This is a genomic window from Streptomyces sp. ITFR-6 (assembly GCF_031844725.1).
Taxonomy (GTDB): domain Bacteria; phylum Actinomycetota; class Actinomycetes; order Streptomycetales; family Streptomycetaceae; genus Streptomyces.
In genome coordinates, this window is record NZ_CP134612.1 from 8,119,587 (window position 1) to 8,144,433 (window position 24,847).

At 72.5% G+C, this 24,847-nt stretch carries 25 protein-coding genes and 1 pseudogene; 14 read left to right on the forward strand and 12 right to left on the reverse strand.

The window, feature by feature from the left end; all coding sequences use genetic code 11:
- Positions 1-39: 39 nt before the first annotated feature.
- The 3 genes and pseudogenes from RLT59_RS36715 to RLT59_RS36725 all read right to left on the reverse strand — a co-directional run bounded on the left by RLT59_RS36715 (position 40) and on the right by RLT59_RS36725 (position 2,943).
- Positions 40-933, reverse strand: a complete 894-nt coding sequence (locus RLT59_RS36715; protein WP_311307390.1) for a beta-keto acid cleavage family enzyme — start codon at positions 931-933, stop codon at positions 40-42.
- Between the two features lie 137 nt (positions 934-1,070).
- On the reverse strand, positions 1,071-1,961 hold the full coding sequence (locus RLT59_RS36720; RefSeq protein WP_311307391.1) for a TetR/AcrR family transcriptional regulator: 891 nt from the start codon (positions 1,959-1,961) through the stop codon (positions 1,071-1,073).
- A gap of 101 nt (positions 1,962-2,062) precedes the next feature.
- A pseudogene (locus RLT59_RS36725) lies at positions 2,063-2,943 on the reverse strand (SigB/SigF/SigG family RNA polymerase sigma factor).
- Positions 2,944-3,651: 708 nt separating this feature from the next.
- Here RLT59_RS36725 and RLT59_RS36730 point away from each other — a divergent pair.
- The 7 genes from RLT59_RS36730 (at position 3,652) to RLT59_RS36760 (ending at position 9,939) form a co-directional block, all read left to right on the forward strand.
- On the forward strand, positions 3,652-4,572 hold the full coding sequence (locus RLT59_RS36730; protein WP_311307392.1) for an NADP-dependent oxidoreductase: 921 nt from the start codon (positions 3,652-3,654) through the stop codon (positions 4,570-4,572).
- Positions 4,569-5,327, forward strand: a complete 759-nt coding sequence (locus RLT59_RS36735; RefSeq protein ID WP_311307393.1) for a GNAT family N-acetyltransferase — start codon at positions 4,569-4,571, stop codon at positions 5,325-5,327. The genes RLT59_RS36730 and RLT59_RS36735 overlap by 4 nt, the downstream gene beginning before the upstream one ends.
- Positions 5,328-5,619: 292 nt before the next feature.
- Positions 5,620-6,837 (forward strand): PP2C family protein-serine/threonine phosphatase, encoded by a 1,218-nt coding sequence (locus tag RLT59_RS36740; protein WP_399126734.1) that lies wholly within the window; start codon positions 5,620-5,622, stop codon positions 6,835-6,837.
- 126 nt (positions 6,838-6,963) lie between these two features.
- Positions 6,964-7,635 carry a TetR family transcriptional regulator gene (locus RLT59_RS36745; protein ID WP_311307394.1) on the forward strand — a complete coding sequence of 224 codons (672 nt, stop codon included), beginning with the start codon at positions 6,964-6,966 and terminating at the stop codon, positions 7,633-7,635.
- Positions 7,632-8,405 (forward strand): SDR family NAD(P)-dependent oxidoreductase, encoded by a 774-nt coding sequence (locus RLT59_RS36750; RefSeq protein ID WP_311307395.1) that lies wholly within the window; start codon positions 7,632-7,634, stop codon positions 8,403-8,405. Before RLT59_RS36745 ends, RLT59_RS36750 begins: the two co-directional genes overlap by 4 nt.
- A 57-nt stretch (positions 8,406-8,462) precedes the next feature.
- Positions 8,463-9,503: an NAD(P)-dependent alcohol dehydrogenase gene (locus tag RLT59_RS36755; protein ID WP_311307396.1), complete on the forward strand. Its 1,041-nt coding sequence runs from the start codon at positions 8,463-8,465 to the stop codon at positions 9,501-9,503.
- A 130-nt stretch (positions 9,504-9,633) separates the two neighbouring features.
- Positions 9,634-9,939: a DUF6191 domain-containing protein gene (locus RLT59_RS36760; protein WP_311307397.1), complete on the forward strand. Its 306-nt coding sequence runs from the start codon at positions 9,634-9,636 to the stop codon at positions 9,937-9,939.
- Positions 9,940-9,972: 33 nt separating this feature from the next.
- Here RLT59_RS36760 and RLT59_RS36765 read toward each other — a convergent pair whose 3' ends face one another.
- On the reverse strand, positions 9,973-10,587 hold the full coding sequence (locus tag RLT59_RS36765) for a phosphatase PAP2 family protein (RefSeq protein WP_311307398.1): 615 nt from the start codon (positions 10,585-10,587) through the stop codon (positions 9,973-9,975).
- Positions 10,587-11,231 carry a DedA family protein gene (locus tag RLT59_RS36770; RefSeq protein WP_311307987.1) on the reverse strand — a complete coding sequence of 215 codons (645 nt, stop codon included), beginning with the start codon at positions 11,229-11,231 and terminating at the stop codon, positions 10,587-10,589. The genes RLT59_RS36765 and RLT59_RS36770 overlap by 1 nt, the downstream gene beginning before the upstream one ends.
- Before the next feature lie 267 nt (positions 11,232-11,498).
- On the opposite strand from RLT59_RS36770, the gene RLT59_RS36775 reads away from it, so the two are divergent.
- The 3 genes from RLT59_RS36775 (at position 11,499) to abc-f (ending at position 14,703) form a co-directional block, all read left to right on the forward strand.
- On the forward strand, positions 11,499-11,855 hold the full coding sequence (locus tag RLT59_RS36775) for a BlaI/MecI/CopY family transcriptional regulator (RefSeq protein WP_311307988.1): 357 nt from the start codon (positions 11,499-11,501) through the stop codon (positions 11,853-11,855).
- Positions 11,852-12,793 (forward strand): M56 family metallopeptidase, encoded by a 942-nt coding sequence (locus RLT59_RS36780; protein ID WP_311307399.1) that lies wholly within the window; start codon positions 11,852-11,854, stop codon positions 12,791-12,793. Before RLT59_RS36775 ends, RLT59_RS36780 begins: the two co-directional genes overlap by 4 nt.
- A gap of 266 nt (positions 12,794-13,059) precedes the next feature.
- Positions 13,060-14,703 carry a ribosomal protection-like ABC-F family protein gene (gene abc-f / locus RLT59_RS36785; RefSeq protein WP_311307400.1) on the forward strand — a complete coding sequence of 548 codons (1,644 nt, stop codon included), beginning with the start codon at positions 13,060-13,062 and terminating at the stop codon, positions 14,701-14,703.
- A gap of 12 nt (positions 14,704-14,715) precedes the next feature.
- Here the strand turns inward: abc-f and RLT59_RS36790 are convergent, their stop codons facing one another.
- The gene (locus tag RLT59_RS36790; protein ID WP_311307401.1) at positions 14,716-15,294 is read right to left on the reverse strand and encodes a TetR/AcrR family transcriptional regulator; all 579 of its coding nucleotides are present in this window, start codon (positions 15,292-15,294) and stop codon (positions 14,716-14,718) included.
- A 223-nt stretch (positions 15,295-15,517) separates the two neighbouring features.
- Here RLT59_RS36790 and RLT59_RS36795 point away from each other — a divergent pair, with 223 nt between their 5' ends.
- The gene (locus RLT59_RS36795) at positions 15,518-16,939 is read left to right on the forward strand and encodes an MFS transporter (RefSeq protein ID WP_311307402.1); all 1,422 of its coding nucleotides are present in this window, start codon (positions 15,518-15,520) and stop codon (positions 16,937-16,939) included.
- A 106-nt stretch (positions 16,940-17,045) separates the two neighbouring features.
- Positions 17,046-17,939 (forward strand): SDR family oxidoreductase, encoded by an 894-nt coding sequence (locus RLT59_RS36800; protein ID WP_311307403.1) that lies wholly within the window; start codon positions 17,046-17,048, stop codon positions 17,937-17,939.
- A 116-nt stretch (positions 17,940-18,055) separates the two neighbouring features.
- On the opposite strand, the gene RLT59_RS36805 is transcribed toward RLT59_RS36800, so the two are convergent.
- The 5 genes from RLT59_RS36805 to RLT59_RS36825 all read right to left on the reverse strand — a co-directional run bounded on the left by RLT59_RS36805 (position 18,056) and on the right by RLT59_RS36825 (position 21,467).
- Positions 18,056-18,562, reverse strand: coding sequence for an NUDIX hydrolase (locus tag RLT59_RS36805; RefSeq protein WP_311307404.1), 507 nt, complete (start codon positions 18,560-18,562; stop codon positions 18,056-18,058).
- 56 nt (positions 18,563-18,618) lie between these two features.
- A complete protein-coding gene (locus RLT59_RS36810) occupies positions 18,619-19,029 on the reverse strand; it encodes a PTS sugar transporter subunit IIA domain-containing protein (RefSeq protein WP_311307405.1) in 411 nt (136 codons plus the stop codon).
- Positions 19,026-19,640, reverse strand: a complete 615-nt coding sequence (gene dhaL, locus RLT59_RS36815) for a dihydroxyacetone kinase subunit DhaL (RefSeq protein WP_311307406.1) — start codon at positions 19,638-19,640, stop codon at positions 19,026-19,028. Before dhaL ends, RLT59_RS36810 begins: the two co-directional genes overlap by 4 nt.
- 69 nt (positions 19,641-19,709) lie before the next feature.
- Positions 19,710-20,696, reverse strand: a complete 987-nt coding sequence (gene dhaK, locus RLT59_RS36820) for a dihydroxyacetone kinase subunit DhaK (RefSeq protein ID WP_311307407.1) — start codon at positions 20,694-20,696, stop codon at positions 19,710-19,712.
- A gap of 375 nt (positions 20,697-21,071) precedes the next feature.
- The gene (locus tag RLT59_RS36825) at positions 21,072-21,467 is read right to left on the reverse strand and encodes a TOBE domain-containing protein (protein ID WP_123467041.1); all 396 of its coding nucleotides are present in this window, start codon (positions 21,465-21,467) and stop codon (positions 21,072-21,074) included.
- A gap of 228 nt (positions 21,468-21,695) precedes the next feature.
- Here RLT59_RS36825 and RLT59_RS36830 point away from each other — a divergent pair, with 228 nt between their 5' ends.
- Together RLT59_RS36830 and RLT59_RS36835 are read left to right on the forward strand one after the other, a co-directional pair.
- Positions 21,696-23,189 (forward strand): MFS transporter, encoded by a 1,494-nt coding sequence (locus RLT59_RS36830; RefSeq protein WP_311307408.1) that lies wholly within the window; start codon positions 21,696-21,698, stop codon positions 23,187-23,189.
- 81 nt (positions 23,190-23,270) lie between these two features.
- Complete coding sequence (locus tag RLT59_RS36835) at positions 23,271-24,302, forward strand: glutathione S-transferase family protein (protein WP_311307409.1); 1,032 nt, start codon at positions 23,271-23,273, stop codon at positions 24,300-24,302.
- Between the two features lie 14 nt (positions 24,303-24,316).
- On the opposite strand, the gene RLT59_RS36840 is transcribed toward RLT59_RS36835, so the two are convergent.
- Complete coding sequence (locus RLT59_RS36840) at positions 24,317-24,817, reverse strand: tetratricopeptide repeat protein (RefSeq protein WP_311307410.1); 501 nt, start codon at positions 24,815-24,817, stop codon at positions 24,317-24,319.
- Between the last annotated feature and the right edge of the window lie 30 nt (positions 24,818-24,847).

Here is a 24,847-nt window from a genome sequence, read left to right on the forward strand (position 1 = left end):
AACGAGTGGGGGAGGAGCGGGTGGCGGCCGGTACGCGTCTCAGCCGCGGGGCTTGAGGCCGAGCCGCTGACGGGCCTCGTCCGGGGTGGCGACCCGGGAGCCCAGCGCCTCGGTGATCTGCACGGCGCGCTCCACCAACTGGGCGTTGGTGGCCTTGACGCCCTTGCCGAGGTACAGGTTGTCTTCAAGACCGACCCGGACATGGCCGCCGAGAAGGATCGACTGCGCGACCCACGGCATCTGCATCCGGCCCAGCGCGAAGCTCGCCCACTGCGCGCCCTCGGGCAGCATGTTCACCATCGACTGGAGCACGCCGGGATCGGCGGGCGCGCCCCACGGGACGCCCATGCAGAGCTGGAAGACGGTCGGGGCGTCGAGCAGCCCCTCAGCGAGGAGCTGCTTGGCGAACCACAGCTGCCCGGTGTCGAAGATCTCCAGCTCCGGGCGCACCCCCAGCTCCTGGATGCGGCGGGCGCCCGCCCGGAGCATGTCCGGGGTGGAGACGTACAGGTTGCTGCCGTCACCGAAGTTGAGGGAGCCGCAGTCGAGCGTGCAGATGTCCGGCAGCAGGTCCTCGACATGGGGGAGGCGTTCCAGCCCGCTGACCAGGTCGGTGCCCGGCAGCTGCCGCAGCGGGGCGTCGGGGTCGATCACCAGATCGCCACCCATTCCGGCGGTCAGATTGATGACGACATCGGTTCCGGTCTCCTTGATCCGCTCGACGACCTCCCGGTACAGGCGCGGATCGCGGGAGGGTGCGCCGGTCTCCGGCTCACGGACGTGGATGTGCACGACAGCGGCGCCGGCCCCGGCCGCCTCGACGGCGGAGCGGGCGATCTGCTCGGGAGTGACGGGCACGTGGGGGCTCTTGCGGACCGTGTCACCGGCTCCGGTGAGAGCACACGTGATGATGACGTCCTGGTTTACGGGCATGCGGAAGCGGCTCCTGATTCGAGGGGGTCTGCTGAGGTGAGGAGATGAGCTGAGGTGGGGATGTGCTGAGGTGAGGGTCTGCCGGGGTCGGGATCAGCCGTGCCGAGTGGGGAACGGGGGCACGGGGCAGGCGGAGGTCAGCCGGCGGTCAGGGTCGCGTCCACGTAGCGGAGCAGCGCACCGTGCATGTCCTCCGCACTGGTGCCCGGTTCCCCCGGTGCCGTGGCGAGGACCTGGGTGGCGAGCCCATCGATGAGGGCGGTGAGGCCTATGGCGGCGGCCTCCGGATCGACCGGCCGGAACACCTCCTGGGCGACGCCGCGCGCGATCACCTCCGCGACCGTGGCCCGCCACTGCCGGTAGTACTCCACATGGAGTGCACCGACCGCGGTGGAGCGCGCCGCCTCGGCCCACAGGTCGAGCCAGACACTCCACTGGCGGCGCTGCTGGGGGGTGTACGGGGTCTGGAGTTCGATCAGCAGGCGGAGTTCGTCGCCGGCGTGGTGCGTGTCCGCGGTCCCGGCCGCGCGTCTGGCGGTGTCCTCGTCCATGCACCAGCGGGCGGCCGCCTCCAGCAGCTCGTCACGCCCGGGGAAGTGGTAGTGGATGGCGGCGGTACTGGTTCCGCAGGCCTCCGCGATGTCGGAGACCCGTACGGAATGGAATCCGTGCTCCGCGATCAGCCGGACGGTCTGCCGGACGATCTGGAGCGGTCGGCCGCTGTCCGCCGCCGGTCGTCCGGCGGCGGCGTTGCGGACGCGCCGGGGGCGGGCGGCCGACAACGGGGCCCCGGTCTGCGGCGAGGGCGCCGCGCCCTGCTCGGGCTGTGTCCCGAGCAGCCAGCCGACGTCGACCCCGGCGATGTCGGCCACCCGGGCCAGCTCGGCCGCGGTGAAGCGGCGGGTGCCGCCGAGCGAGCGCGAGAGCTTCGACGGATCGATGACCATCCGCCGCGCGAACTCGCGCTGACTCACTCCGGCATTCCGGATCACCTGCCGGACCCGCTCGGCCGCCTCATCGTGCTGCATGGTCGGTCACGTTACCCATGTGTTGAGAGGATCTCAACATCAGTCGGGGCTAATGCCGCGACAGAGTGTGCATTGAGGTGCTGACTGATGCATCAGTCAGTTCATTCGTCGACGAGCATCCCGCTGCGGAGCTTGCCGAGAATCCGGCTGATCAGACGGGAGACGTGCATCTGCGAGATGCCGAGTTCACTGCCGATCTGCGCCTGCGTCAGCTCCTGGCCGAAACGCATCTCGATGATCCGGTGCTCGCGCGCGTCCAGATCACCGAACAGCGGGGCGAGCGTCTGCAGGTTCTCCACCGTCTCCATGGCGGGGTCCGCCTCGCCCAGCGCGTCGGCGAAGGTGCGCCCCGGAGTGCCGTTGCGGCTCGTGTCCGTCGCGTCGGTCGCCATGTCCAGGGACCCTGCCGTGTATCCGTTGGCCGCGACGATGCCCTCGGTCACCTGCTCCTCCGTGATGCCGAGGTGTCCGGCCAGCTCGTGGACCGTCGGCTCCCGGTCGAGCTCCGTGGCCAGGCACTCCTTCGCCTTGGCGATGTCGACGCGCAGCTCCTGGAGCCGACGCGGCACGTGGACCGCCCAGGTGGTGTCGTGGAAGGACCGCTTGATCTCTCCGACGATGTACGGGACCGCGAAGGAGGTGAACTCGACCTCGCGGGACAGGTCGAACCGGTCGATCGCCTTGATCAGCCCGATCGTGCCGACCTGGACGATGTCCTCCATGTCGCCGCTGCCGCGGTTACGGAACCGGCCCGCGGCGAACCGGACCAGCGAGAGGTTCATCTCGATGAGCGTGTTGCGCGCGTACTGGTGGGCGGCGGTGCCCTCCTCCAGAACCTGGAGCCGGTCGAAGAAGAGCTTCGACAGCGCCCGCGCGTCCTTGGGGGCGATCTTCCGGCGTCCTCGATCCACGGAAGTTCCTCCGTGGCCCCCGGGGCGCCCGCGGCGTTCCCGCCGCCGGTCACGCCCGCCACACCCGTCATGTTGGTGGTGTCCACCATGACCGCGGCGGCTGCCGAGGCTGTCGCGGCAGAGTCTCCCGCCGCCGTCGACCGTGCACTCTCCGCTCGCTCCGAACCGGCGGTCTGCGCAGTGTGCGCCGTCATCTCGTCACGCTCCCCTGCTCGTAGGCCATGAGGTGTAGGCGTATGCCCGCAGAGAGCCCACCCATGCGGGCAGCTGAGAGTTGATCAGGTCACAACCAGTCAATGGCCGAGAATCGACGTGAGCCCTTGTCACATCCGTGCAGGGGAACGGATTCGGCAGCAGAACCGCCCCACCGGTACGGGGGAGCCCGGTGGGGCGGTCGTCACCAGAGTGCCACAGCCCCGGCGCAATGGGCACCGACCGGCGCATATCCAGCGGTAGTTGAGTCGAAATCGACGGTGACCCGGATCGCGGTTTCCGGCCGGGGCCCGCGGTCGCGCGGATGAGCTGCGGCGGGGGAGCGGAGGACGGCCACGACCCGACTGGCGGGAATCGGTCAGTGGGCGGGGCGGTGTCGTGTCACGGTTCCGTGAACCCGGCACCTCCCCGGGAATAGCCGCAACCGTGTGGGACTTCCTGCTGCTGTGGGCGCCGGCCGGGTGGCCGGTGCCGTGGGAGACGGCCGCCACGACCAGTCGTGGCGAGCAGTTCGTGGCGAACGGCCGTGGCAGACAGTCGTGGGAAAGAAACAGGAGAGGGAGCTCATGCCGAAGGCGTACGTGTTCACCCGCAACGGCGGGCCGGAGGTGGAGGCCCTCGTCGAGCAGGAGGCCCCGGTGCCCGGTCCCGGCGAGCTGCTCATCGCCGTACGGGCGGCGGGCGTCAACCCGGTCGACTGGAAGCTGCGCACGGGTTACACCAGGCCCGGCAGCGAACCGCAGCCGTTCCCCACCGTCCTCGGCAGCGAGGCCGCCGGGGCCGTCGTGGCGGTCGGCCCGGACGTCGAAGGGTTCGAGGCCGGCGACCAGGTGTTCGGCAGTCCGGTGACCGGCGGGTACGCCGAGTACACGCTGCTGCCCGCCGCGGTGACCGCGCACAAGCCGGCCGGGCTGTCGTTCACCGACGCGGCGGCGCTGCCCGTCGCGGCCGCCACCGCCTACGACGGGCTGCGCCAGCTCGCTCCCGCCGCCGGCTCGACGCTGCTGGTCACCGGCGCCGGCGGCGGCGTCGGAAACGCCGCGGTCCAGCTCGCACACCACGCGGGCGTCAAGGTCGTCGGGGTGGCGGGCGCGGCCAAGAAGGACTTCGTCGAGTCGCTCGGCGCGGTGCACGTCGAATCCGGCGCCTCTCTCGCGGAGCGGGTAAGGGCGGCGGCCCCCGACGGCGTCGACGCGGTCTTCGACCTGGTCGGCGGCGACACCCTGCGGGAGGCCGCCTCGCTGCTCGCCGATCCCGCCGCCCTCATCAGCGGGGCCGACAAGGCGCTCGCGGTGGAGCTGGGCGGTGCCGCGGTGGTCCGGGCCCGCACCTCCGCGGTCCTCGGCGAGGTCGCGGACCTCGTCGTCACCGGAGCCCTGCGGACCCATGTCACCCGGACCTACCCGCTGAGCGCGGCGGGCGAGGCGCTGCGAGCCGTGGAGAGCGGCCACGCCAGGGGGAAGACCGTGATCGAGGTGACCGCATGAGCACGCGGCAGCCCCTGTCCGGCGGCGGGCACCCGCTGGACGACCCGGTCGGCTCCTCGCTGACCGGGCCGCACGCCCGTTTCGCGGAGCGTCGCGGCCGCGTCCTGCGCTATCCGGCCGCCGTCACCCCCTGGGTCGCCCTTCCCGACCGGCCGGGGCCGGCGGACTGGGCCGACGCCGCGGCGCTCGCCGGGCCGGGCGGAGAGATCACCATCACCGCGTTCCGGGAGCCGCCGCCGGACGACTGGGAGCGGACCTTCCACGCCGAGGGCGTCCAGCTGGTCGACGCGGGCGTCGCGGCCGCCCCGGACCCGGAGGCGGTGCGGCTCGGACCCGCCGACGTGCCCGAGATGCTCGACCTGGTGGCACGTACCCGGCCGGGACCGTTCCTGCCACGCACCATCGAGCTCGGCACCTATCTCGGAATCCGGCGCGAGGGGGCGCTGGTGGCCATGGCCGGGGAACGGCTGCACCCGCCCGGCTGGAGCGAGATCAGCGCGGTCTGCACCGACGAGTCCGTACGGGGTCAGGGGCTCGCCACCCGGCTGCTGCTCGCCGTCTCCCACGAGATCCGGGAACGCGGCGAAACGCCGTTCCTGCACGCGGCGGCGGACAACGTCCATGCCGTGCGGCTCTACGAGTCCCTCGGATTCCGGCTCCGCAGGCGGACGGCCTTCCTGGCGGCGCTGGTGCCCGACGCCGAGGCTCCCCGCCCGGCCAGGGGAGAGGCCGCCGACGCGGCGGCCCGCGGCTGATCCCCGGCCGGCTCCCGGCTGATTCCCGGCTCGTTTCCGGCATCCCGGCCGGACGGTGATACACGGCATTCCGGACCGGATGGATGGGCCGGACAGGTGGGACGTCCCGGCCGGGCCTCATGTCCGGGACGTCCGTCCGGGACTTCCGGCCCGAAGAGCGCCGCAGGCCGATGGCCGGTGACCTTCGGCGTGGCTCAAAGGGCCCAAAGCCCCCTGCGCCGATGTCCCGGGTCCAGGTGGACTGGAGATGAGTGCCGGGGCGTGCCCGGCGCCTGCGGGAGGAGAGGGCACAGTGACGATCGGGGTGCGGCGTCCGCCGATGGCGCACAGCGTGGAGTCTCCGGTGGCCGACGCCGGGGAGCGGGCCGCCGTCGCGGCCCGGATCAGTACCCCGGTCCTGATGGGCGGGCTGGCCCTGCTCTCCCTCGCCGTGGTGTGCCTGGACGTCCTGACCGGTGAGGACCTGCAGCTCATCCCGTTGCTGGTCGTCGTGCCCGCACTCGTCTCGGTCTTCTGCACGGTCCGGCAGACCGTCGCGGCGGCGCTCTGGATCATGCCCGTCGTCGTCATCTCCCGGCTGGTGTCGGGGGGCTCGTTCTGGGACCTGGCGAGCGGCGTCTGCTTCACCGTGCTGGCCTGTGCGCTTGGCGTCGCCGCCTGTGCGCGCAGGATCCGGCACGTCAGCGCGATCGCCAGGCTGCGGTCCGCGGCCGTCACCCTGCAGCGGCAGATCCTGCGCCCGCTGCCGGTGCTGACCGACCAGGTCCTCGTGGACGGCATCTACGCGCCGATCGAGGAGGACCACCTGGTCGGCGGCGACATCTACGAGATCGTCCAGTCCCCGTACGGCACCCGCGTCATCATCGGTGACGTACAGGGCAAGGGCCTCGCCGCCATAGGGGTGGGTTTCGCCGCGCTCGGCGCGTTCCGGGAGGCCGCCATCCGCGAGCCCGCCCTGACCGGCGTGGTGGACGCGGTCGAGGACGCGGTCGCCCGGCACAACGCGTTCTCCGCCCAGCCCGGCGAGACCGAACGCTTCGTCACCGCGCTGGTGCTCGGCCTCGACGGCGCCGGGCGGGTGCAGGCCGTCAACTGCGGTCATCTGCCGCCCCGGATGCTGCACGAAGGGGTGGCGGCCGCCGTTCCGCTGCGCCGTACGTCGGTGCCGCTGGGCATGGCGGAGCTGAGCAGCGAGGCGCGGGTCGCGGAGTGGCTGGACTTCCCGCCCGGCGCGACCCTCCTGATGTTCACCGACGGAGTGACCGAGGCCCGCGACGCCTCGGGAGCCTTCTATCCGCTGGACGCCCGCCTGAGCCACTGGACCCGGCTCGGCCCCCGGGAGCTGCTGGACACGCTCCACGCGGACCTGGAGGCCTTCTCCGGCGGTGTGCGGCGCGACGACATCGCGGCGATCACGTTGCGTGCCACCTCGTCGGGGGTCCACCAGCGACGCCCCGAGGCGGCCGGCGTCGGCGCCCGGCGCTCCGCAGAGGCGTTCAGCGGCCGGTAGGCCCGGCTTCGAAGCCACCGGCCCGTCGACCGCAGAACTCATGTGCGACGACCGTGCCGCAGCCCCTTCTGATGTCCCGGAGGGGCATTTGTCGCATCGGGACATTATTGGGTGTACGGTGCATGTATGAACCGGGAACGGAAGACCCCGGAGAGGCGGAGCCGCAAGGCCCGCCGGACCCGGGACACCCTGGCCCAGGCCGCGTTCGAGCTGGTGCTCGACCGGGGTCTGCGGGAAGTGACGGTCGAGGAGATCGCGGAACACGCGGATGTCGACCGCCGCACCTTCAGCCGGTACTTCACCAGCAAGGAAGCCGCCGTACTGGACTCGGTCCGGGGCGACGGCGACCGGATCAACGACGCCCTGCGGGCCCGTCCCGCCGGCGAACCGCCGCTCACCGCCTACCGCCGGGCCGTCCTGGACTGGCTGGAGGATCCCGGGGCGGAGGCCTGGCACCGCCGCCCGAGGATCTTCGAACTGCTGGTCCTCGCCGAGCGGGAGCCGACCCTCTACGCGGCGTTCCACCACATCCGGGTGGACGCCCAGGAGGACTCGGTCGCCATCGTCGCGCAACGGCTGGGCACCGACCCGCGGCAGGACCTCCGTCCCGCCGTCACGGTGGCCGCCGGAGCGGGAGCGCTCCTCGCCGCCCAGGCCGCCTGGGTACGCGGAAGCTGCCCCGAGGAGCTGCCCCGGCTCGTCGCGGAGGCATTCGACGCTCTTTCGGCGGAACTGTTCGCACAGAGTCCCGCCGGACCGGCGTCACACAGCACCACGGAAGGAAACGGAACATCATGAGCACCACCCCCGCCACCACCGAGCAGGAATTCGCCGGACGCACGGCCCTCGTCACCGGAGGGGCTTCCGGCATCGGACTGGCCCTCGCCCACCGGCTCGCCGCCGCGGGCGCGTCCGTGATCGTGGCCGACTACGACGAGGAGAGCGCCCGCAAGGCGGTCACCGCGCTGGAGAGCGCCGGGGGCCGGGCCGCGGCCGTCGCCATGGACGTGACAGACCCCGCCTCCGTCGAAGCGGGCGTGCGGTTCGCCGTCGACACGTTCGGAGCCCTGCACCTCGCCGTGAACAACGCGGGCATCGGCGGGCCCAGCAACCCGACCGGCGACTACGCCGTCGAGGATTGGAACCGGGTCGTCGCCACCAACCTCAGCGGCGTCTTCTACTCGATGCGCTACGAGCTCCCCGCGATCGTCGCCGCCGGCGGTGGCGCCATCGTCAACATGTCGTCGATCCTCGGCACCAACGGCTTCGCCGGCTCGCCCGCGTACGTCGCCGCCAAGCACGGAGTCGTCGGCCTCACCAAGACGGCGGCACTTGAGTACGCGGCACAGAACGTCCGCGTCAACGCGGTCGGCCCCGGCTTCATCGACACCCCGCTGCTGCGCAACACGGACGGTCCCGCCCGCGACCACCTCATCTCGCTGCACCCGGCCGGCCGCCTCGGCACCGCGGAGGAGGTGGCGGAGCTCGCCGCCTTCCTGCTCTCCGACCGGGCCTCGTTCATCCACGGCAGCTACCACCTCGTGGACGGCGGATACTCCGCCTCCTGAATGGCGTACGGGGGCTTCGGGGGTGAGAAATAGAACAGCAGAGGTCAAGGAGGACCCATGAAAGCCGTTCAGTACCGCAGCGTCGGCGCCGCGCCGGAGGTCGTCACCGTGCCGGACCCGGAACCCGGCCCCGGCCAGGTTCTGCTGAAGGTCACCGCCGCGGGTGTCTGCCACTCGGACATCGCGGTGATGAGCTGGCCCGCCGAGCAGCTGACGTTCCCGCTGCCGCTCACCCTCGGACACGAAGGTGTCGGGACCATCGCCGCACTCGGCGACGGGGTCGGAGGACCCACCGTCGGCGACTCGGTCGCGGTCTACGGCCCATGGGGCTGCGGGACCTGCGTCAAGTGCGCCGAGGGCAAGGAGAACTACTGCCTGCGCGCCAAGGAGCTCGGCATCAACCCGCCGGGACTCGGTTCGCCCGGCGCCATGGCCGAATACATGATCGTCGACGACCCGCGCCACCTGGTGCCGCTGGGAGACCTCGACCCGGTCCAGGCCGTGCCGCTCACCGACGCAGGCCTCACCCCGTACCACGCGATCAAGCGCTCCCTGCCGAAGCTGGTTCCCGGCGCGACCGCCGTGGTCATCGGCACCGGCGGGCTCGGCCACGTGGCGATCCAGCTGCTGCGTGCCATGACGGCCGTCCGGGTCATCGCCCTGGACGTCACCGAAGACAAGCTCGCCCTCGCCCGCACCGTCGGGGCGCACGAGACCGTCCTGTCCGACGAACACGCCGCGGCGCGGATCCGCGAGCTGACCGGCGGCATCGGCGCGCAGGTCGTCCTCGACTTCGTCGGCGCACCGCCCACCGTGGCCACCGCGGGCGCCGCGGCCGCCATCGACTCCGACGTCACGATCGTGGGCATCGGCGGCGGGGCGCTGCCGGTGGGCTTCGGCTCCCTGCCGTTCAACACCACGGTGTCCGCCCCGTACTGGGGATCACGCTCCGAGCTGGCCGAGGTCCTCGATCTCGCCCACGCCGGATCGGTCGAGGTGCACGTCGAGACGTACTCGCTGGACGAGGCGCCGCTGGCCTACGAACGGCTGCACGACGGCAAGATCAGCGGCCGGGCCGTCATCCTCCCCAACGGCTGACCGTCCGAGCCCCGACCAACACCGCCCCTGCGGGCCGCCGCACCACGCGACGGCCCGCAGGAGTGTATGCGGCGGCCGGGTTCACGCCACCCGGCACGCGAGGAATACTGCCCACACGGAATTCGCCGCGATGATGACACTGCCCGGACTGGTGATCGGTCTGACCGTCGTCGCCTTCCTCGATCAGCTGATGCTTCGCGCGGGCCGGGCCGGACTGCTGCCGTGGCGGAACAGCGCCCGGCAGGGCCAGGTCTCGGCGACCGGTTTCGAGCAGCTGCACGCGACCTTCTCGCCCGGCAAACAGAGCGAGCTCAAGGAACGGCAGAGCGCCCTGCTGCTCCGCGACGACGAGGGGGACGGTGCCCCGCCGCACCGCTCCACCGTGGACCTCGACGGCGGTCTCGCCGTCATCCGCATGCCCGGCCACGAAGGCTAGACCGGCCAGGGGGGCTGGACCCGGCCAGGAGGGCTAGACCCGGCCTGTCCCCGCCGCCACCAGCGGTCGCAGCCGGCTGTCCCGCAGCAGGGTCACCGCCGGGGCGCAGCGGCCGGCCGCGACGGTCAGCGGCCACGCGACCAGCGCGCCGATCAGCAGCCCGAAGAGCACATCGTGCGGGTAGTGCGCGCCGATCCACACCCGGGACGCCGCCATCAACAGCGCGGCGGTCACCGAGACCGCTCCGAGCCGCCGGTCGGTCAGCCAGACCGCTGTCGCGGCCGCCGCGGCGATGGCGGCGTGATTGCTGGGGAAGGACCAGTCGCCGAGCGCCGGGCACGCCTCCACCGTGACGACATGCAGCGTGTGGCAGGGGCGTTGCTCGTGAAAGGCGGACTTCACCACGTCGTTGACGAGATACGTGGCGACGACGACGAGCGGGGCGCAGAGCGCCATGGCGGTACGCGCCGGGTCCGAGGACCGGGAACGCCACCAGGAGGCGAGCATGAGCACCGCGAACAGGGCGAGCCCGTAGTCGGACCACAGGCGGACGGCGTAGTCCAGGACGGCGGGGGAGTGCTGGGCCGGCTCGGTGACCCAGGTGTACAGCCCACCGTCGATCGAGGTGGCCGCGGAGGCGAGCGGCATCAATTGTTGTCTCCTTCGGCAGTGTTCCGGTCGCGGGAGCGGAGCAGTTCGGCGGCGAGCGGGACGAGGGAGACCACGACCACGAGAGCGACGATCGGCAGCAGGTAGCGGTCGACGTTCGGGACCGAGGACCCCAGCGCGTATCCGGCGAGGACCAGCCCGGCCGTCCACACCACGCCACCGATGACCTGCCACAGGGCGAACACCCTGGCCGGGACGTCGAGCGCACCGGCCAGCGGATTGAGCACCGTGCGCACGACGGGGACGAAGCGGGCCAGCACGATCGCGCGGGCGTGCCCGTACCTGGCGAGCAGCTGCGCGGCGCGGTCGGCCCCCTCGCGCAGTCGCCCGGAGCGGCTGCGGGCGAGCAGTGCCCGGCCGCCCCGGTGGCCGAGCCAGTAGCCCGTCTGCGCACCGAGCAGCGCTCCGGCCACCGCCGCGAGCAGCACCTGCGGCAGCGACAGCCCGACGGGGCCGTGGGCCCCGTCCACGCTCAGCAAGCCTGCCGTGAACAGCAGGGAGTCGCCGGGCAGGAAGAAGCGGACGAGCAGCCCCGTCTCGGCGAAGAGCACGACGGCGACGCCGAGCGCGCCGAACGTGCCGAGCAGCGAACCGGCGTCCAGCAGGTTCACCGCTTGCGGCATGGCCGCCTGTGCAAGTACGGACACGGTGGAGGGTCTCCCATAATGGTGAGCGGGTGCCCCGGTGGAACACCCGGACTGACTACAGTGATGTAGACGGTCTACATGACTGTAGACGCTCGAAGGGGGAGGAGAGTTGCCATGCCACAGGTGAACGGAATATCCGACGGAGAATCCGCCCCCCGGCCGCACGGAGGACCGGGCACCGGGAAGACGCCCCCGGCCCGGCGGCAGCCCGCCCCGCAGGCATCGGACGCCGGTCAGGGACCGGTGGAGCGGCGCCCGTCCGGCGAGCTGGAATCCACGATCCTGGCCGCCCTCTGGGCAGCGGGTGCACCGCTCACCGCCGGCCAGGTGCAGGGCGCGATCGGGCTGGAACTCGCGCGGACCACGGTCACCACCATCCTGTCGCGCCTCCATGAGAAGGGCACGGTCGCCCGCACCAGGTCCGGACGCGGGTTCGCCTACACCCCCACGGAGGACGCCGCCGGGCTGACCGCCCGCCGGATGCACAGCGAACTGCGCAAGGACGAGGACCGGGGCACCGTACTGGCCCGCTTCGTCTCGCAGCTCAGCGACGAGGACGAGTGGCTCCTGCGCGAGCTGCTCGACGGGGAGGCCGGATGATCTACGCCGTATGGATTCCGCTGCTGGTGCCGTTCCTCGCCGTTCCGGCGGCCCGTCGGCTCGCGGACGCGCTGTCGCCCCGGCGGGCCGTCCGGCTGCTCACCGCGACGGGCGCGGGCCTGGCCCTGTGCGCCGTGTGCGCGCTGGCCCTGCTGGTGGTGCCCGGCGCCGCCCGGCTGCCCGTGGTGGCCGCCGCCGGAGAGTTCGTACGCCCGCTGGCGGACGCGGAACCGGCCCTCGCCGTCCCGCTCGCGGCCGCCGCACTCGCGCTGCTCCTGGGCCGCGCCGCGACCGTGACCCGTGCGGCGCGCAGGCACTGGGCCCAGCTCCACCGGGACCCCGGCCTGGTGGACCTGGACGACGGGAGCGAGCTCGCCGTGCTGCGGGACGCCCGGCCCGACGCCTACGCGCTGCCCGGACGGCCCGGCAGGCCCGGCCGGATCGTCGTCACCACCGGGATGCTGCAAGCTCTGGATCCCGTCGAACGGGACGCCCTCCTGGCCCACGAGCGCGCGCACCTCACCGGGCGCCACCACCTGTACCTCGTCGCCGCCGAGCTGTCCGCCCGCTGCCACCCGGCGCTCCGCGCCCTGCGCGCACCCATGGGATACGCGCTGGAACGCTGCGCCGACGAGGCCGCCGCGCAAGCCGTCGGGGACCGGGCGGTCGCCGCCCGCGCCATCGGGCGCGCCGCCCTGGCCACCCGGACGGCCGGAGGAACAGCAGCGCCCCGCCCCGCACCGGCGCTCGCCGCGGCGGCCGGACCCGTCCCGCGCCGGGTCGCCGCCCTCCTCGGCCGGACCGCCGCGCACCCGCGTATCGGCCGCGTCGCGGCGGCGGCCCTGATCGCCTGCCTGGCCGTCTCGGGAGCGGCCGCCCTCGACGCGACGCACGACCTGCACAGCGGCATCGAGACCGCCCAGGGCGAGACCCCGTAGCCACTGCCCAGGACCGGGCATGGCCAGGTCCCGACCACTCGAAAAGTGACCTGACAGCCCCGCGCCCCCTGCCTACACTCACATCCATGGGTTCGTACTACTTTTTCCGCTGATTCCGGCCCGGGGCGCCACCCCGCGCGACGCCGAGCGTCGCCGCCGGCCCGCACGGGCCCCCGGGTGGCACCGCCCCTCCGCCCGTTCGGCATCCCCGCCCGCCGCGCCCGGTCACGGGCCGCGGAGGCATGTCATCCGAGGGAAAGCGACCCATGTCCCCCAAGCACGACCGCGCCCAACTGGCCATGAAGGACGTCTCCAAGGCGTACGGAGACCGCACCGTCCTCGACCAGGTGTCGCTCACCGTCCGACCCGGCGACCGCGTCGGAGTCATCGGTGAGAACGGATCCGGGAAGTCCACGCTCCTGCGGCTGCTGGCCAACGCCGAGACACCGGACAGCGGCGAGATCGCCGTCCGCTTCCCCGGCGGCACCGGCCACCTCTCCCAGACACTCGCGCTGGACCCCGCGCACACCGTTCAGGACGCCGTCGACACAGCTCTGGCCGAACTCCGCGCGCTGGAGCGGCGGATCCGCACCGCCGAAGCCGCACTCGCCCTGCCCGGCGGCCCGGACGACGCCCGGCTCGCCGCATACGGAGACCTGCTGACCGAGTACGAGGAACGCGGCGGCTACCTGGCCGACGCCCGGGTCGACGCGGCGCTGCACGGCCTCGGACTCGGACACCTCACCAGGGAGCGCCGGCTCGGCACCCTCTCCGGCGGCGAGCAGTCCCGGCTCGCGCTCGCCTGTGTGCTGGCGCCCGCTCCCGAACTGCTGCTGCTCGACGAACCGACCAACCACCTCGACCTCAGGGCCACCACCTGGCTGGAGGACCAGCTGCGCGCCCACCGGGGCACCGTCGTCGTGGTCACCCATGACCGGGCGTTCCTGGAGCGGACCACCACCGTCATCGTCGAGGTGGACCGCGACCTGCGAGGCGTCGTCACCTACGGCGACGGCTGGGACGGCTACCGCACGGCGAAGGCGGCCGCCCGGCGCCGCTGGGCGCAGGACCATCAGGAGTGGCGGGACGAACTGGCCCGCACCGAGGAGCTGGTGAACGCCACGGGCCGGCGGCTCGCCGGCACCGGGAGCGACCCGGGGGAGGGCTTCGGCAAGCACCGCCGCTCGCACGAGGCCAAGCTGTCCGGTCAGGTCAGAGCTGCCAGGGCCCGACTGGAGGCACTGCACCGGGCCCCGGTTCCCGCCCCGCCCCGGCCCCTGCGCTTCACGGCCCGACTGGATCTCGCCGCCGAGGGCGAACCGCCGCGGGGCCCACTGGTCGAGCTCGACTCCGTCTCGGTCGGACACCGGCTGCGCATGCCCGCACTGCGGGTGGCGGCCGGTCAGCGCCTCCTGGTCACCGGGCCCAACGGGGCCGGCAAGTCGACCCTGCTGAGAGTCCTGGCGGGTGACCTCGCCCCTGAGGGCGGCACGGTGCGCCGCCGGGCCCGGATCGGGTATCTCCCGCAGGAACTCCCCGCCCGGCCCACCCGCCGCACGCTCCTGGTGACCTTCGCGGCGGGACGCCCCGGTCACGCCGACGAGTACACCGACCCGCTGCTCGCCCTCGGACTGTTCCGCCCCGGGGATCTGGATGTTCCGGTGGCCGACCTCTCCGCCGGCCAGCAGCGCAGGCTGGCACTGGCCCGGCTGGTCACCCGCCCCGCCGATCTGCTGGTGCTCGACGAGCCGACCAACCACATCGCCCTCGACCTGGTGGAGGAGCTGGAAGCGGCGCTGGCGGCGTACCCGGGCGCTGTCGTGGTCGTCTCGCACGACCGAGGCTTCCGCGGCCGCTTCACCGGCGACCGGCTCGAACTCCGCGGGGGTGCGCCGGCCGGGGGCCCCTGACCGGCCGGCGGCTCATCTCCCCGGGTGGTTCAGGGTGCGCACGAACTGCGCGGCGAGCCGCTCGGTATCGAGGTCGTCCGCGCTGCGCCCGGACAGGATGTGGAAGAAGGGCGGACCGATCAGGAGTGCGGTGGCCTGTTCGAGCGAGAGCGCCGTGCCGCTCGACTTCCGCGTCGCCTCCACGACCGCTGCGGCGCTTTCCCCCAGGACGTCGCGGGAGGTGAGCAGCGCGGCGACGTCCGTGTCGTGCTGGGCTTCCCCGATGAGGGCGCGGTAGGCCGCACCCGCGTGGGAGCGGGACAAGAAGGTGACGAGGGCGTCGAGATACGCCTTGAGGTCTTCGCGGGGGTCGTCGCTGACGGGCACGGACAGTTCCTGCCGGGCGTCGATGGCACTGGCCTCGTACAGGACTTCCGCTTTGTTCGACCACCAGCGGTACACGGTCTGACGGCCCACGCCCGCCCGCTCCGCGATGCCCTTCATGGTCAGGGCCGCGTATCCGACTTCGACCAGAAGGTCGTCGACGGCGTGCAGCACGGCGGCGCGTGCGTCCTCACTGCGGGGCCGTCCCCGGCCACTTCCATCCTTCATGCCGCCACCTTATGCGAGTCACGGTGTCTCGTATGTGCTGCCTTTACGGTGCACGTTGACTCGTAAATGGGTGTCCGGCCTTCCCTCGCCTCGCGAACGGCCTGCCGGACGGTTTCCCGCCGTGCTTCGTGTACGTCGACCCCAGAAGGAATCAAGAGCGATGGCTCCCATACCGGAGGGCGCGCCGCGCCCGGCGCGGTGGTCCGGCTCCGTGCTCGCCTGAGTGAGCGTGTGCACCGCCCTGGTCGTCGGATTTGTCGCGGCGATCAACTTGGCAGTGCCGCAACTGGCCGCGAGTTCACTGCGACCGACCTCGTCGAACCTGCTGTGGATCGTCGACGCCTACGTCGTGATCTTCGCCTGCCTGGTCATCCCGGCCGGTGCGGCCGGGGACAAGCTCGGCCGCAAGGGCGTCCTCCTGGCCGGGCTCGGCATATTCGCTTTCGGCGCCGTGGTGTCGGCCATCGCACCGAACGTGGCGGTCGTGCTGAGCGGGCGCGCCCTTACGGGCCTGGGCGCCGCCTGCGTCCTACCCAACTGTGTCGGCGTCCTCCTGCACGCCACGGCCCCCGAGCGGCGTCCTCACGCGCTGGCCGTCTGGGCGGCGGCCACCGGCGCCGGCGGCGTGCTCGGCAACGTGGGAGGCGGCGCGGTGCTGAGCGCGGGCTCCTGGCGCGCCCTGTTCGTGGCGGTCGCTGTCGTCGCGGCCTGCTGCCTGGCGTGGGCGGCGAGGTCGGCACCGCGCAGCGCCCGGCACGAGCGCACCCTCGATCTCCCCGGCACCCTGTTGTTCGTGGCGGCCGTGGTGGCCCTGCTGACCGGAATTATCGAAGGGCCCGAACAGGGCTGGGGCAGCACGGTCGTTCTCACCGCCTTCGCCTGCGCCGTCCTGCTGAGCCTGTGGTGGGTGCGCGTCGAGCGGCGGGCACCCCACCCCATGCTCGACCCGCGGCTGTTTCGCAGCGCGACGCTCAGCAGCGCCTGCCTCGGCATGACCATCACGTTCTTCGGAAGCTTCGGGCTCTTCTACGTCAACGCCTCACTCCTGCAATACGGGCGCGGCTTCTCCGTACTGCAGGCAGGACTCGGAGTCATCCCGCTGACCGTCCCGCTCCTGGTGGGCACCCGCTACGTTCCCGGGCTCATCCGCCACATGGGCGTTCCCGCGACACTCGCCGCGGCCTTCGCGCTGACCGGCGCCGGCCTGTTCGGTCTCTCCTACGCCTCGACCATGGCCTACCCCGTATACGCGGCCGGTCTGTTCGTCATCGGGCTCGGCATCATGCTGGCCGCGCCCTGTCTGACCGCTCAGATCGCCACGGCCCTGCCCGTGGAGCGGGCGGGCATCGCCGGTGGTCTGCAGTCCGCGACCCGCGAACTGGGCAGCGCCCTGGGCGTGGCGGTCGTCGGCACCATCCTCACAGCCGGGTTCACCCGCCACCTGCCTGCCGGCCTCGGCCGGCACACACCGCCCCCGCATACGGTGCGGGAAGCGCTCACGCTGGCCCCGGCCGACCACACCGCCGTCACCGAAGCGTTCACCCACGGCGCGGGCGCCGCGCTGCGCGCCGCGGCCCTCGTGGTGCTCCTGGCCGGAGCCCTCGTCGTCGGTGCCCGCCACGCCCACCGGACCGCCCCGCAGTAACGGAAGGGCCCCACACCACCTGAACCGGCGCTCGCGTCGTGATCAGGGAACTCCCACCCATCTCCGCCACTCACCTGCCCCTTTCGGGGCGAAGGAGGACACGCTCATGCGTGCGTTTGTCACTGGAGCGACCGGCTGGATCGGATCCGCCGTCGTCGACGAACTCATCTCGGCGGGCCACCAGGTCACCGGCCTGGCCCGGTCCGACCGTGCCGAACAGGCTCTCGCGGCCAAGGGCGCCGGCATCGTCCGCGGCGACCTGGACGATCTCGCCTCGCTACGGCGAGGCGCCGCCGAGGCGGACGCGGTCATCCACATGGTTAACAAGCACGACTGGGGCAACCCCGCCGAGTCCGACCGCTCCGAACGCGCCGCGGTCCAGGTCCTCGGCGACACCCTGGCCGGAACCGACCGCCCGTTCGTCGTCGCCGCCCCTCTCTCCGGCCTCGTCGAGGGCCGGCCCGCCACGGAGGCCGATGTCTCTCCGGCCATCGGCCCGGACTCCAACCGGGGCGGCAGCGAGAACCTCGCCCTGGACTACGTGGGCCAGGGAGTCAGGACCGTGATTACCCGGTTCGCACCGAGCGTTCACGGCCGTGGCGACCGGGGGTTCGTCAACTTCCTCACCGCGGCCGCCCGCAAGCAGGGAGTCTCGGGCTACGTCGGTGACGGCTCGGCCGCCTGGTCGGCGGTGCACCGCGGCGATGCCGCCCGCCTCATCCGCCTCGGCATGGAGCGGGCACCCGCGGGGACACGCCTCCACGCCGTCGCAGAGGAGTCCATCACCACCAAGGCGATAGCCGAGGCGATCGGCCGCAGCCTCGGCCTGCCGGTCGACTCCGTCCCCCCACAGGACGCCGAAGCCCGCTTCGGTTTCGTCGGCGGCTTCTTCGCCTCCACCATGACCGCGTCCAGCGGCGCGACCAGGCAGCTGCTCCGCTGGGAGCCCACCGGACCGTCCCTGCTCGCGGACATCGACGCAGGCGCCTACACCACCTGACGAGCCGGCCGGCGGGGGCGCGGGAGGAACGGCCCACAGAGGCCGGCCTCCCGCGCCTGCCCGGCCACCTCGTCGAAACCGGTGACGGGCGAACCCGCGCACCGAGCCCGGGAGGATCAGGACCCGCCCGGCGCGGACGGCCCCCGCTCACCCCTCAGCACATCGCGCAGCCGGTCCACGAAGACCCGCTGCCCCTTGACGAGACGCTCGGCGGCCACCTCCGGCGTGCACCAGGCGAACCGGTCGATCTCCGGGAACTCCCGCCGCACGCCGGACCCCCGGGGCCACTCCATCGTGAACGTCCCCGGAACGGCAGTCGCCGGATCGAGGTCCGCCTCCAGCGCCCACACCGTCACGGTCTTGCCGCCGGACTGCCGGGACTCGCCCAGCGCCACCCACACTCCGTCCGGGGCCGGGTGGCCGAACTCCTCCCCGAACTCCCGCCGGGCCGCGGCCTCTGCCGCCTCCTCAGGGCCGTACTCACCCTTCGGAACCGACCACGCCGCGCTCTCCCGGCCCGCCCAGAACGGGCCGCCCATGTGGCCGAGGAGGACTTCCGGACCGGATTCCCCGGTGGTGCGGAAGAGGAGGAGCCCGGCGCTGCGCCGCTCGTTCGGTGACATGCCGTCAAGTGTGGCGAAGAGGGCTGGGGCCGCGCCGGCGACACGGCGGCCCCGGCCTACACCTTGCGGTAGTCGTACGCCTCCGAAGCGGCGGCCGCCACGGCGTCGAGGTCGCCGCCCGCCGACGCGGTGACCACCGCGGCCACCGCGCCCTCCACCAGGGGCGCGTCCACCAGCCGTGCCCCTTCCGGGAGTTCGTCGCCCTCGGCCAGCATCGCCTTGACGGTGAGCACCGCACTGCCCAGATCGACCAGTACGGCGACACCCGCGCCGGCGTCCACCGATCTGGCCGCCTCCGCGATGAGCTCCGGACTTGTTCCGAGGCCGCCCGCGGGCGTACCGCCGGCGGCGGCCACCGGGGCGGTCGCGCCACCGGCCGCGAGCCCCCTGGCCAGCGCGGCGACCGCCTCCGCCACCGGCCCGCTGTGCGAGACGAGCACGATCCCGACCTGCTTGTCCGCGCTCATTCGGCGCCCCCGGCGGCATCGCCGGTCTCCGCCAGCGCGGCGATCAGCAGCGCGGAGGACGTGGCTCCCGGATCCTGATGTCCGATGCTCCGTTCGCCCAGATAGCTGGCCCGGCCCTTGCGCGCCCGCAGGGGCACGGTCGCCAGCGCGCCCGCCCGCGCCGCGTCCCGCGCGGCTTCGAACGACGCCCCGAGCGCCTCGGCCGCCGGCAACAGGGCATCGAGCATCGTCTTGTCCCCGGCCTGGGCCCCGCCCAGCTGGGCCACCGCCGCCACGCCCTCCCCGAGCGCCCGCGCCAGCTCGTCGCGGGTCACGGCGGGGGAGTCGCCCAGCGCCTTTCCGGTACGCCGCAGCAGCGTCCCGTACAGCGGGCCCGACGCCCCTCCGACGGTGGAGATCAACTGCCGTCCGGCACGTATCAGTACGGCCCCCGGCGTCTGCGGCGGTTCCTTGTCGAGGGCGGCCGTCACCGCGGTGAATCCGCGTTGGAGGTTGCTTCCGTGGTCGGCGTCCCCGATCGCCGAGTCGAGGTCGGTCAGATTCGCCGCCTCGCGTTCCACGGCGGCGGCGGTCGTGGTCATCCAGCGGCGGAAGAAGTCGGTGTCGAGCACATGATCTCCTCGGGTCCATCAGGTCCATCGGGTGTGGCACGGGGCGCGGTGGTGCCGGAGCGAAAAGACTCAACGGCCCCAGCGCAGTGCGGGGGTCTCCACCGGCGCGTCCCAGAGCCGCACCAGCTCCTCGTCCACCTGGCAGAGCGTTACCGAACAGCCCGCCATGTCGAGCGAGGTCACGTAGTTTCCGACGAGCGTTCGAGCCACGGCGACGCCCCGCTCGGACAGCACCCGCTGCACCTCGGCATTGAATCCGTACAGTTCCAGCAACGGTGTCGCCCCCATCCCGTTGACCAGTGCGATCACCGGGCCGTGCGGCCGCAGGTCCTCCAGCACCGCGTCCACCGCGAAGTCCGCGATCTCCCGTGACGTCATCATCGGACGCCGCTCACGCCCCGGTTCGCCGTGGATCCCCACCCCGAGCTCGATTTCGCCCGCGGGCAGATCGAAGGTGGGTGAGCCCTTGGCGGGCGTGGTCACGGAAGTCAGCGCCACCCCGAAACTGCGCGACGACTCGTTCACCTGCCGCGCGATCGCCGCCACCCGGTCCAGCGGAGCACCCTCCTCGGCAGCCGCACCGGCGATCTTCTCGACGAACAGCGTCGCCCCCGTGCCCCGCCGCCCCGCGGTGAAGAGGCTGTCCGTGACCGCGACATCGTCGTTGACGAGTACCTGGGCGACCCGTATCCCCTCCTCGTCGGCCAGCTCCGCGGCCATCTCGAAGTTGAGCACGTCGCCGGTGTAGTTCTTGACGACGAAGAGCACGCCCGCACCGCTGTCGACGGCGGCGGCGGCCCGCACCATCTGATCCGGCACCGGGGATGTGAACACCTCGCCCGCACAAGCGGCCGACAGCATCCCCGGCCCGACGAACCCCGCATGCAACGGCTCGTGCCCGGAGCCGCCGCCGGAGACCAGGGCGGTCTTTCCGGCCACGGGAGCGTCACGCCGTACGACGACACGGTTCTCGACGTCCACGGTCAGTTCCGGATGGGCGGCGGCCATCCCGCGCAGAGCGTCCGCGACCACGGTCTCGGGGACGTTGATCAGCATTTTCAACGGTAACCTCCCAGTAGGGCCATCAGGTGGCGCCCTGATCAGGTTCTCGCAGCTCAGGGGCCGCTTCGTGAGTCGTTGATCCCGCTGTGGCACGGCCTTGCGCGGTCGGGGTCGGACGGGACCGTTGGCGGCTCGCGGCCGAGTCTACTGACGGGCTGTCCTTGCCGCGGTGTGGCGTGTCCCGGGGGTACGCCGGGGGACGGGCGAGGGTCGCGGCGCCGCGGGCCCGCCACCCGGCACATCGAAGCACCGCAGCCGCATACGCGGTTGCGCTTGTCGGTGCCGGTGGTGCCGGTGGTGCCGGTGGTGCCGGTGGTGCCGGGCGTCGTCGTGCCGCAGACGCCGGGGCGGCGGCCGGTCGCGTCCGGGTCAGGTGCGGTCGATGTGCACGCTGGTCGACTTCACCCGGGCGGTCGCCTGCATGCCCACCTCAAGCCCGAGTTCCTCGACCGCTTCCCGGGTCAGCAGTGACACGAGCCGGTGGGGACCGGCCTGGATCTCCACCTGCGCCGCCACGTCCCCGAGCTTGACCGCGGTGACGATGCCGGGGAAGGCGTTGCGGGCCGAGGTGTAGGATGCGTCGTCCTCGCCGGCGCCGCCCTGGGCGACCTCCACGGAGAACGCCGCCAGATCGCGGCCGTCGATGAGGCGTCGCCCGCCGTCCTCGCGGTGCGTCGCCACGCGGCCGGCGTCCGCCCAGCGGCGCGCCGTGTCCGGGCTGACGCCCAGCAGGCGGGCGGCCTGCCCGATTGTGTAGGACTGCATATGCCGCACCATAGGCGATTATTACTTGCATGTGCAAGCTTTTTCTTGGCATTTCGCGGCAGGCGCGAACAGTCGGCGCTCGTTCTCGGCGCCGGCTCGCGCGCGGCGGCCGACTTCCGTTCCGCCTTCCGTCCGCATAGCGGTGACCGCGCCAATGTAGCGCGCGGCGCACGGCCGGGTGGCCCTGCCGGGATGAGGAATCGGGGCGTGCGACCTAGGGTGCGAGCCATGGCAGAGAGTGCGGCGTACGGGGGGTCCGGAGGGCGGGGCGCGGAGTCCGCCGACGGGCCGGACACGCCCGATCCCCGGCGGTGGCGGGCGCTCGCGGTGTGCCTGGTCGCAGGCTTCATGACCCTGTTGGACGTGTCGATCGTCAACGTCGCGCTGCCGTCCATCCGGGAGGGCCTGCACACTCCGGAGTCCGACCTGCAGTGGGTGCTGTCCGGTTACGCCCTTGCCTTCGGACTCTTCCTGATCCCCGCCGGACGGCTCGGCGACGCCCGGGGACGCCGCCAGGTCTTCATGGCCGGGCTGGCGCTCTTCACCCTGTCGTCCGCGGCCTGCGGAGCCGCCCAGTCCAGCATCTGGCTGGTGATCGCCCGACTGGTCCAGGGCCTGGCGGGCGGCCTGGTGTCGCCCCAGATCTCCGCGCTCATCCAGCAGATGTTCTCCGGCCGCGAACGGGGCCGGGCCTTCGGCATGTTCGGCACCGTGGTCGGCATCTCCACCGCCGTCGGCCCGCTGCTGGGCGGACTCCTGATCCAGGCGGCCGGCGCCGAGGAGGGCTGGCGCTGGGTGTTCTACGTCAACCTGCCGCTCGGGGCCGTCTGCCTGCTCCTGGCCCACCGGCTGCTGCCGGACACCCCGTCCGCCGGCCCGGTGCGGCTGCGGGACCTGGACCCGGTCGGAGTGCTGCTGCTGGGCTCCGGGGTGCTGGCGCTGCTGCTGCCCTTCGTCCAGTCGCGCCAGTGGCCGGGTGACGGCAAATGGCTGTTCCTGCCCGCGGCCGCCGTGCTGCTCGCAGCCTTCGTCGGCTGGGAGGCCCGGTGCTCCCGCAGAGGCACCCAGCCGGTGGTGAACCTCTCGCTCTTCCGCGTCCGCTCCTACTGGCTGGGGTGCCTGCTGATCCTGCTGTACTTCGCGGGATTCACCTCGATCTTCTTCATCACCACGCTCTACCTGCAGAGTGGGCTGCACTACACCGCGCTGATGGCGGGCCTCGCGATCACGCCCTTCGCCCTCGGGTCCGCCGTCGCCGCGAGCCCCGGCGGCAGGCTGGTCGGCCGGTACGGGCGTCCCCTCGTCGTCATCGGCATGGCGACCGTGGCCGTCGGACTCGGAGCCACCGCGCTCGCCGTCCACCTGGTGCCCGGCAGGGGCGCGGGCTGGGCGATGGCCGCCCCGCTGCTGCTGGCAGGTCTGGGCAGCGGCCTGGTCATCGCACCCAACCAGACCCTGACCCTGTCCCAGGTGCCGGTGGCCACGGCGGGCAGCGCCGGTGGCACCCTCCAGACCGGCCAGCGCGTCGGCTCCGCGATCGGGATCGCCGCCGTCGGCTCGGTCTTCTTCGCCCGGATGGGCTCGGCCGGCTGGTCCAGCGCGTACGACCACGGGCTGATCGTCTCCGTCGCCTTCGTGCTGGCCGGGCTGATCGTGGCCCTGGCCGACGTCGGCGGGGTACGGCGGGGGAAGAACCGTAACCGGCGGCCCGCCGCCCCGTGAGGCGGCGTCGCTACGATCGCAATCCGCGAACCCGGCCTGATCCGGCACAAGCCCTCAGGCCCTGCCGCAGGGAGAGACACCATGAACGATCCCGCCAGCACCGAACCGGACGGCAACAACGCGTACGGACACAAGCCCTTCAAGCGTTTCCGCAGCCACTTCGCCGACCGGATCACCGCCGACGGCCGGGACGGCTGGCCCGTCGAGGCAGGCCGCTACCGCCTGGTCGTCAGCCGTGCCTGCCCCTGGGCGAGCCGCGCCCTGGTCTCCCGCCGGCTGCTCGGGCTGGAGGACGCGCTCTCGCTCGCCGTCACCGATCCGCTGCAGGACGACCGCAGCTGGCGCTTCACGCTCGACGAGGACGACCGGGACCCGGTACTCGGCATCAAGTACCTCAGCGAGGCGTACGACAAGCGGGAGAGCGGGTACCCCGGCGGAGTCAGCGTCCCCGCCGTCGTCGACATCCCCAGCGGCGAGCTCGTCACCAACGACTACCAGCGGATCACCCTGGACTTCGCCACCGAATGGACCGCGCTGCACCGCCCGGGGGCCCCCGACCTCTACCCCGAGCCGCTGCGCGAGGAGATCGACGAGGTCATGGAGGGCATCTACCGCGATGTGAACAACGGCGTGTACCGGGCCGGGTTCGCGGACGGACAGCCGGAGTACGAGGCCGCGTACGCGGATGTGTTCCGCCGCCTGGACCTGGTGTCCCAGCGCCTCGCGGACCGGCGCTACCTGGTGGGTGACACCATCACGGAGGCCGACATCCGGCTCTTCACCACACTCGTCCGCTTCGACGCCGTGTACCACGGACACTTCAAGTGCAACCGCTCGAAACTGACCGAGGACCCCGTCCTGTGGGCCTACGTCAGGGACCTCTACCAGACCCCCGGCTTCGGGGACACGGTCGACTTCCACCACATCAAGCAGCACTACTACCGGGTCCACACGGGCATCAACCCCACCGGCATCGTGCCCGTCGGCCCCGACCTGTCGGGCTGGCTGTCCCCGCACCACCGCGAACAGCTGGGCGGCCGGCCCTTCGGCGACGGCACCCCGCCGGGGCCGGTGCCGGCCGGCGAGGAGATCCCGGAGGAGGGGCGGCCCTGACAGCCACCGCCTCCTTACTCCGTCTCGTCCAGGCGGTCGGCGTAGTATTCGATCGCCGGCCGGTACGACTGGACCCGGACGTCCGCACTGGTGGCCGCCGTGACCCCGAGCAGGGTCCGTACGGCTTCGCGGGAGTCACCGAGGTTGTACAGGGTCATCGCCAGGAAGGTCAGCAGCGAGGCATCGTGCGCGAACTCCGCCAGGCCGCGGCGGAACACCCCGTGCGCCGCCTCGTAGCGGCCCAGCACCCGCAGCGTGCTGCCGAGGCCGAGGAAGGCTCCGTGACGGTCCTCGGCCGAGAGCCCCGGACCCTCCAGCGCCCGCTCGTAGAACGGCACGGCCTGCGCCTCCAGGCCGAGGGAATCGTGCGACCAGGCGGTCTGGTAGGCGATCGCGGCGTCCTCGGGATACCGCGCCGCCAGGGCCAGCAGCCGCTCGTGCGCCTGCGGGCTCTTCTGCTCGCGCAGCCGCACCGCCAGCGCTACCGGATCACCGTGTTCGATTTCCGTACTCATAACGCCGCACGCTGCCAGGGCCGCGGCGGT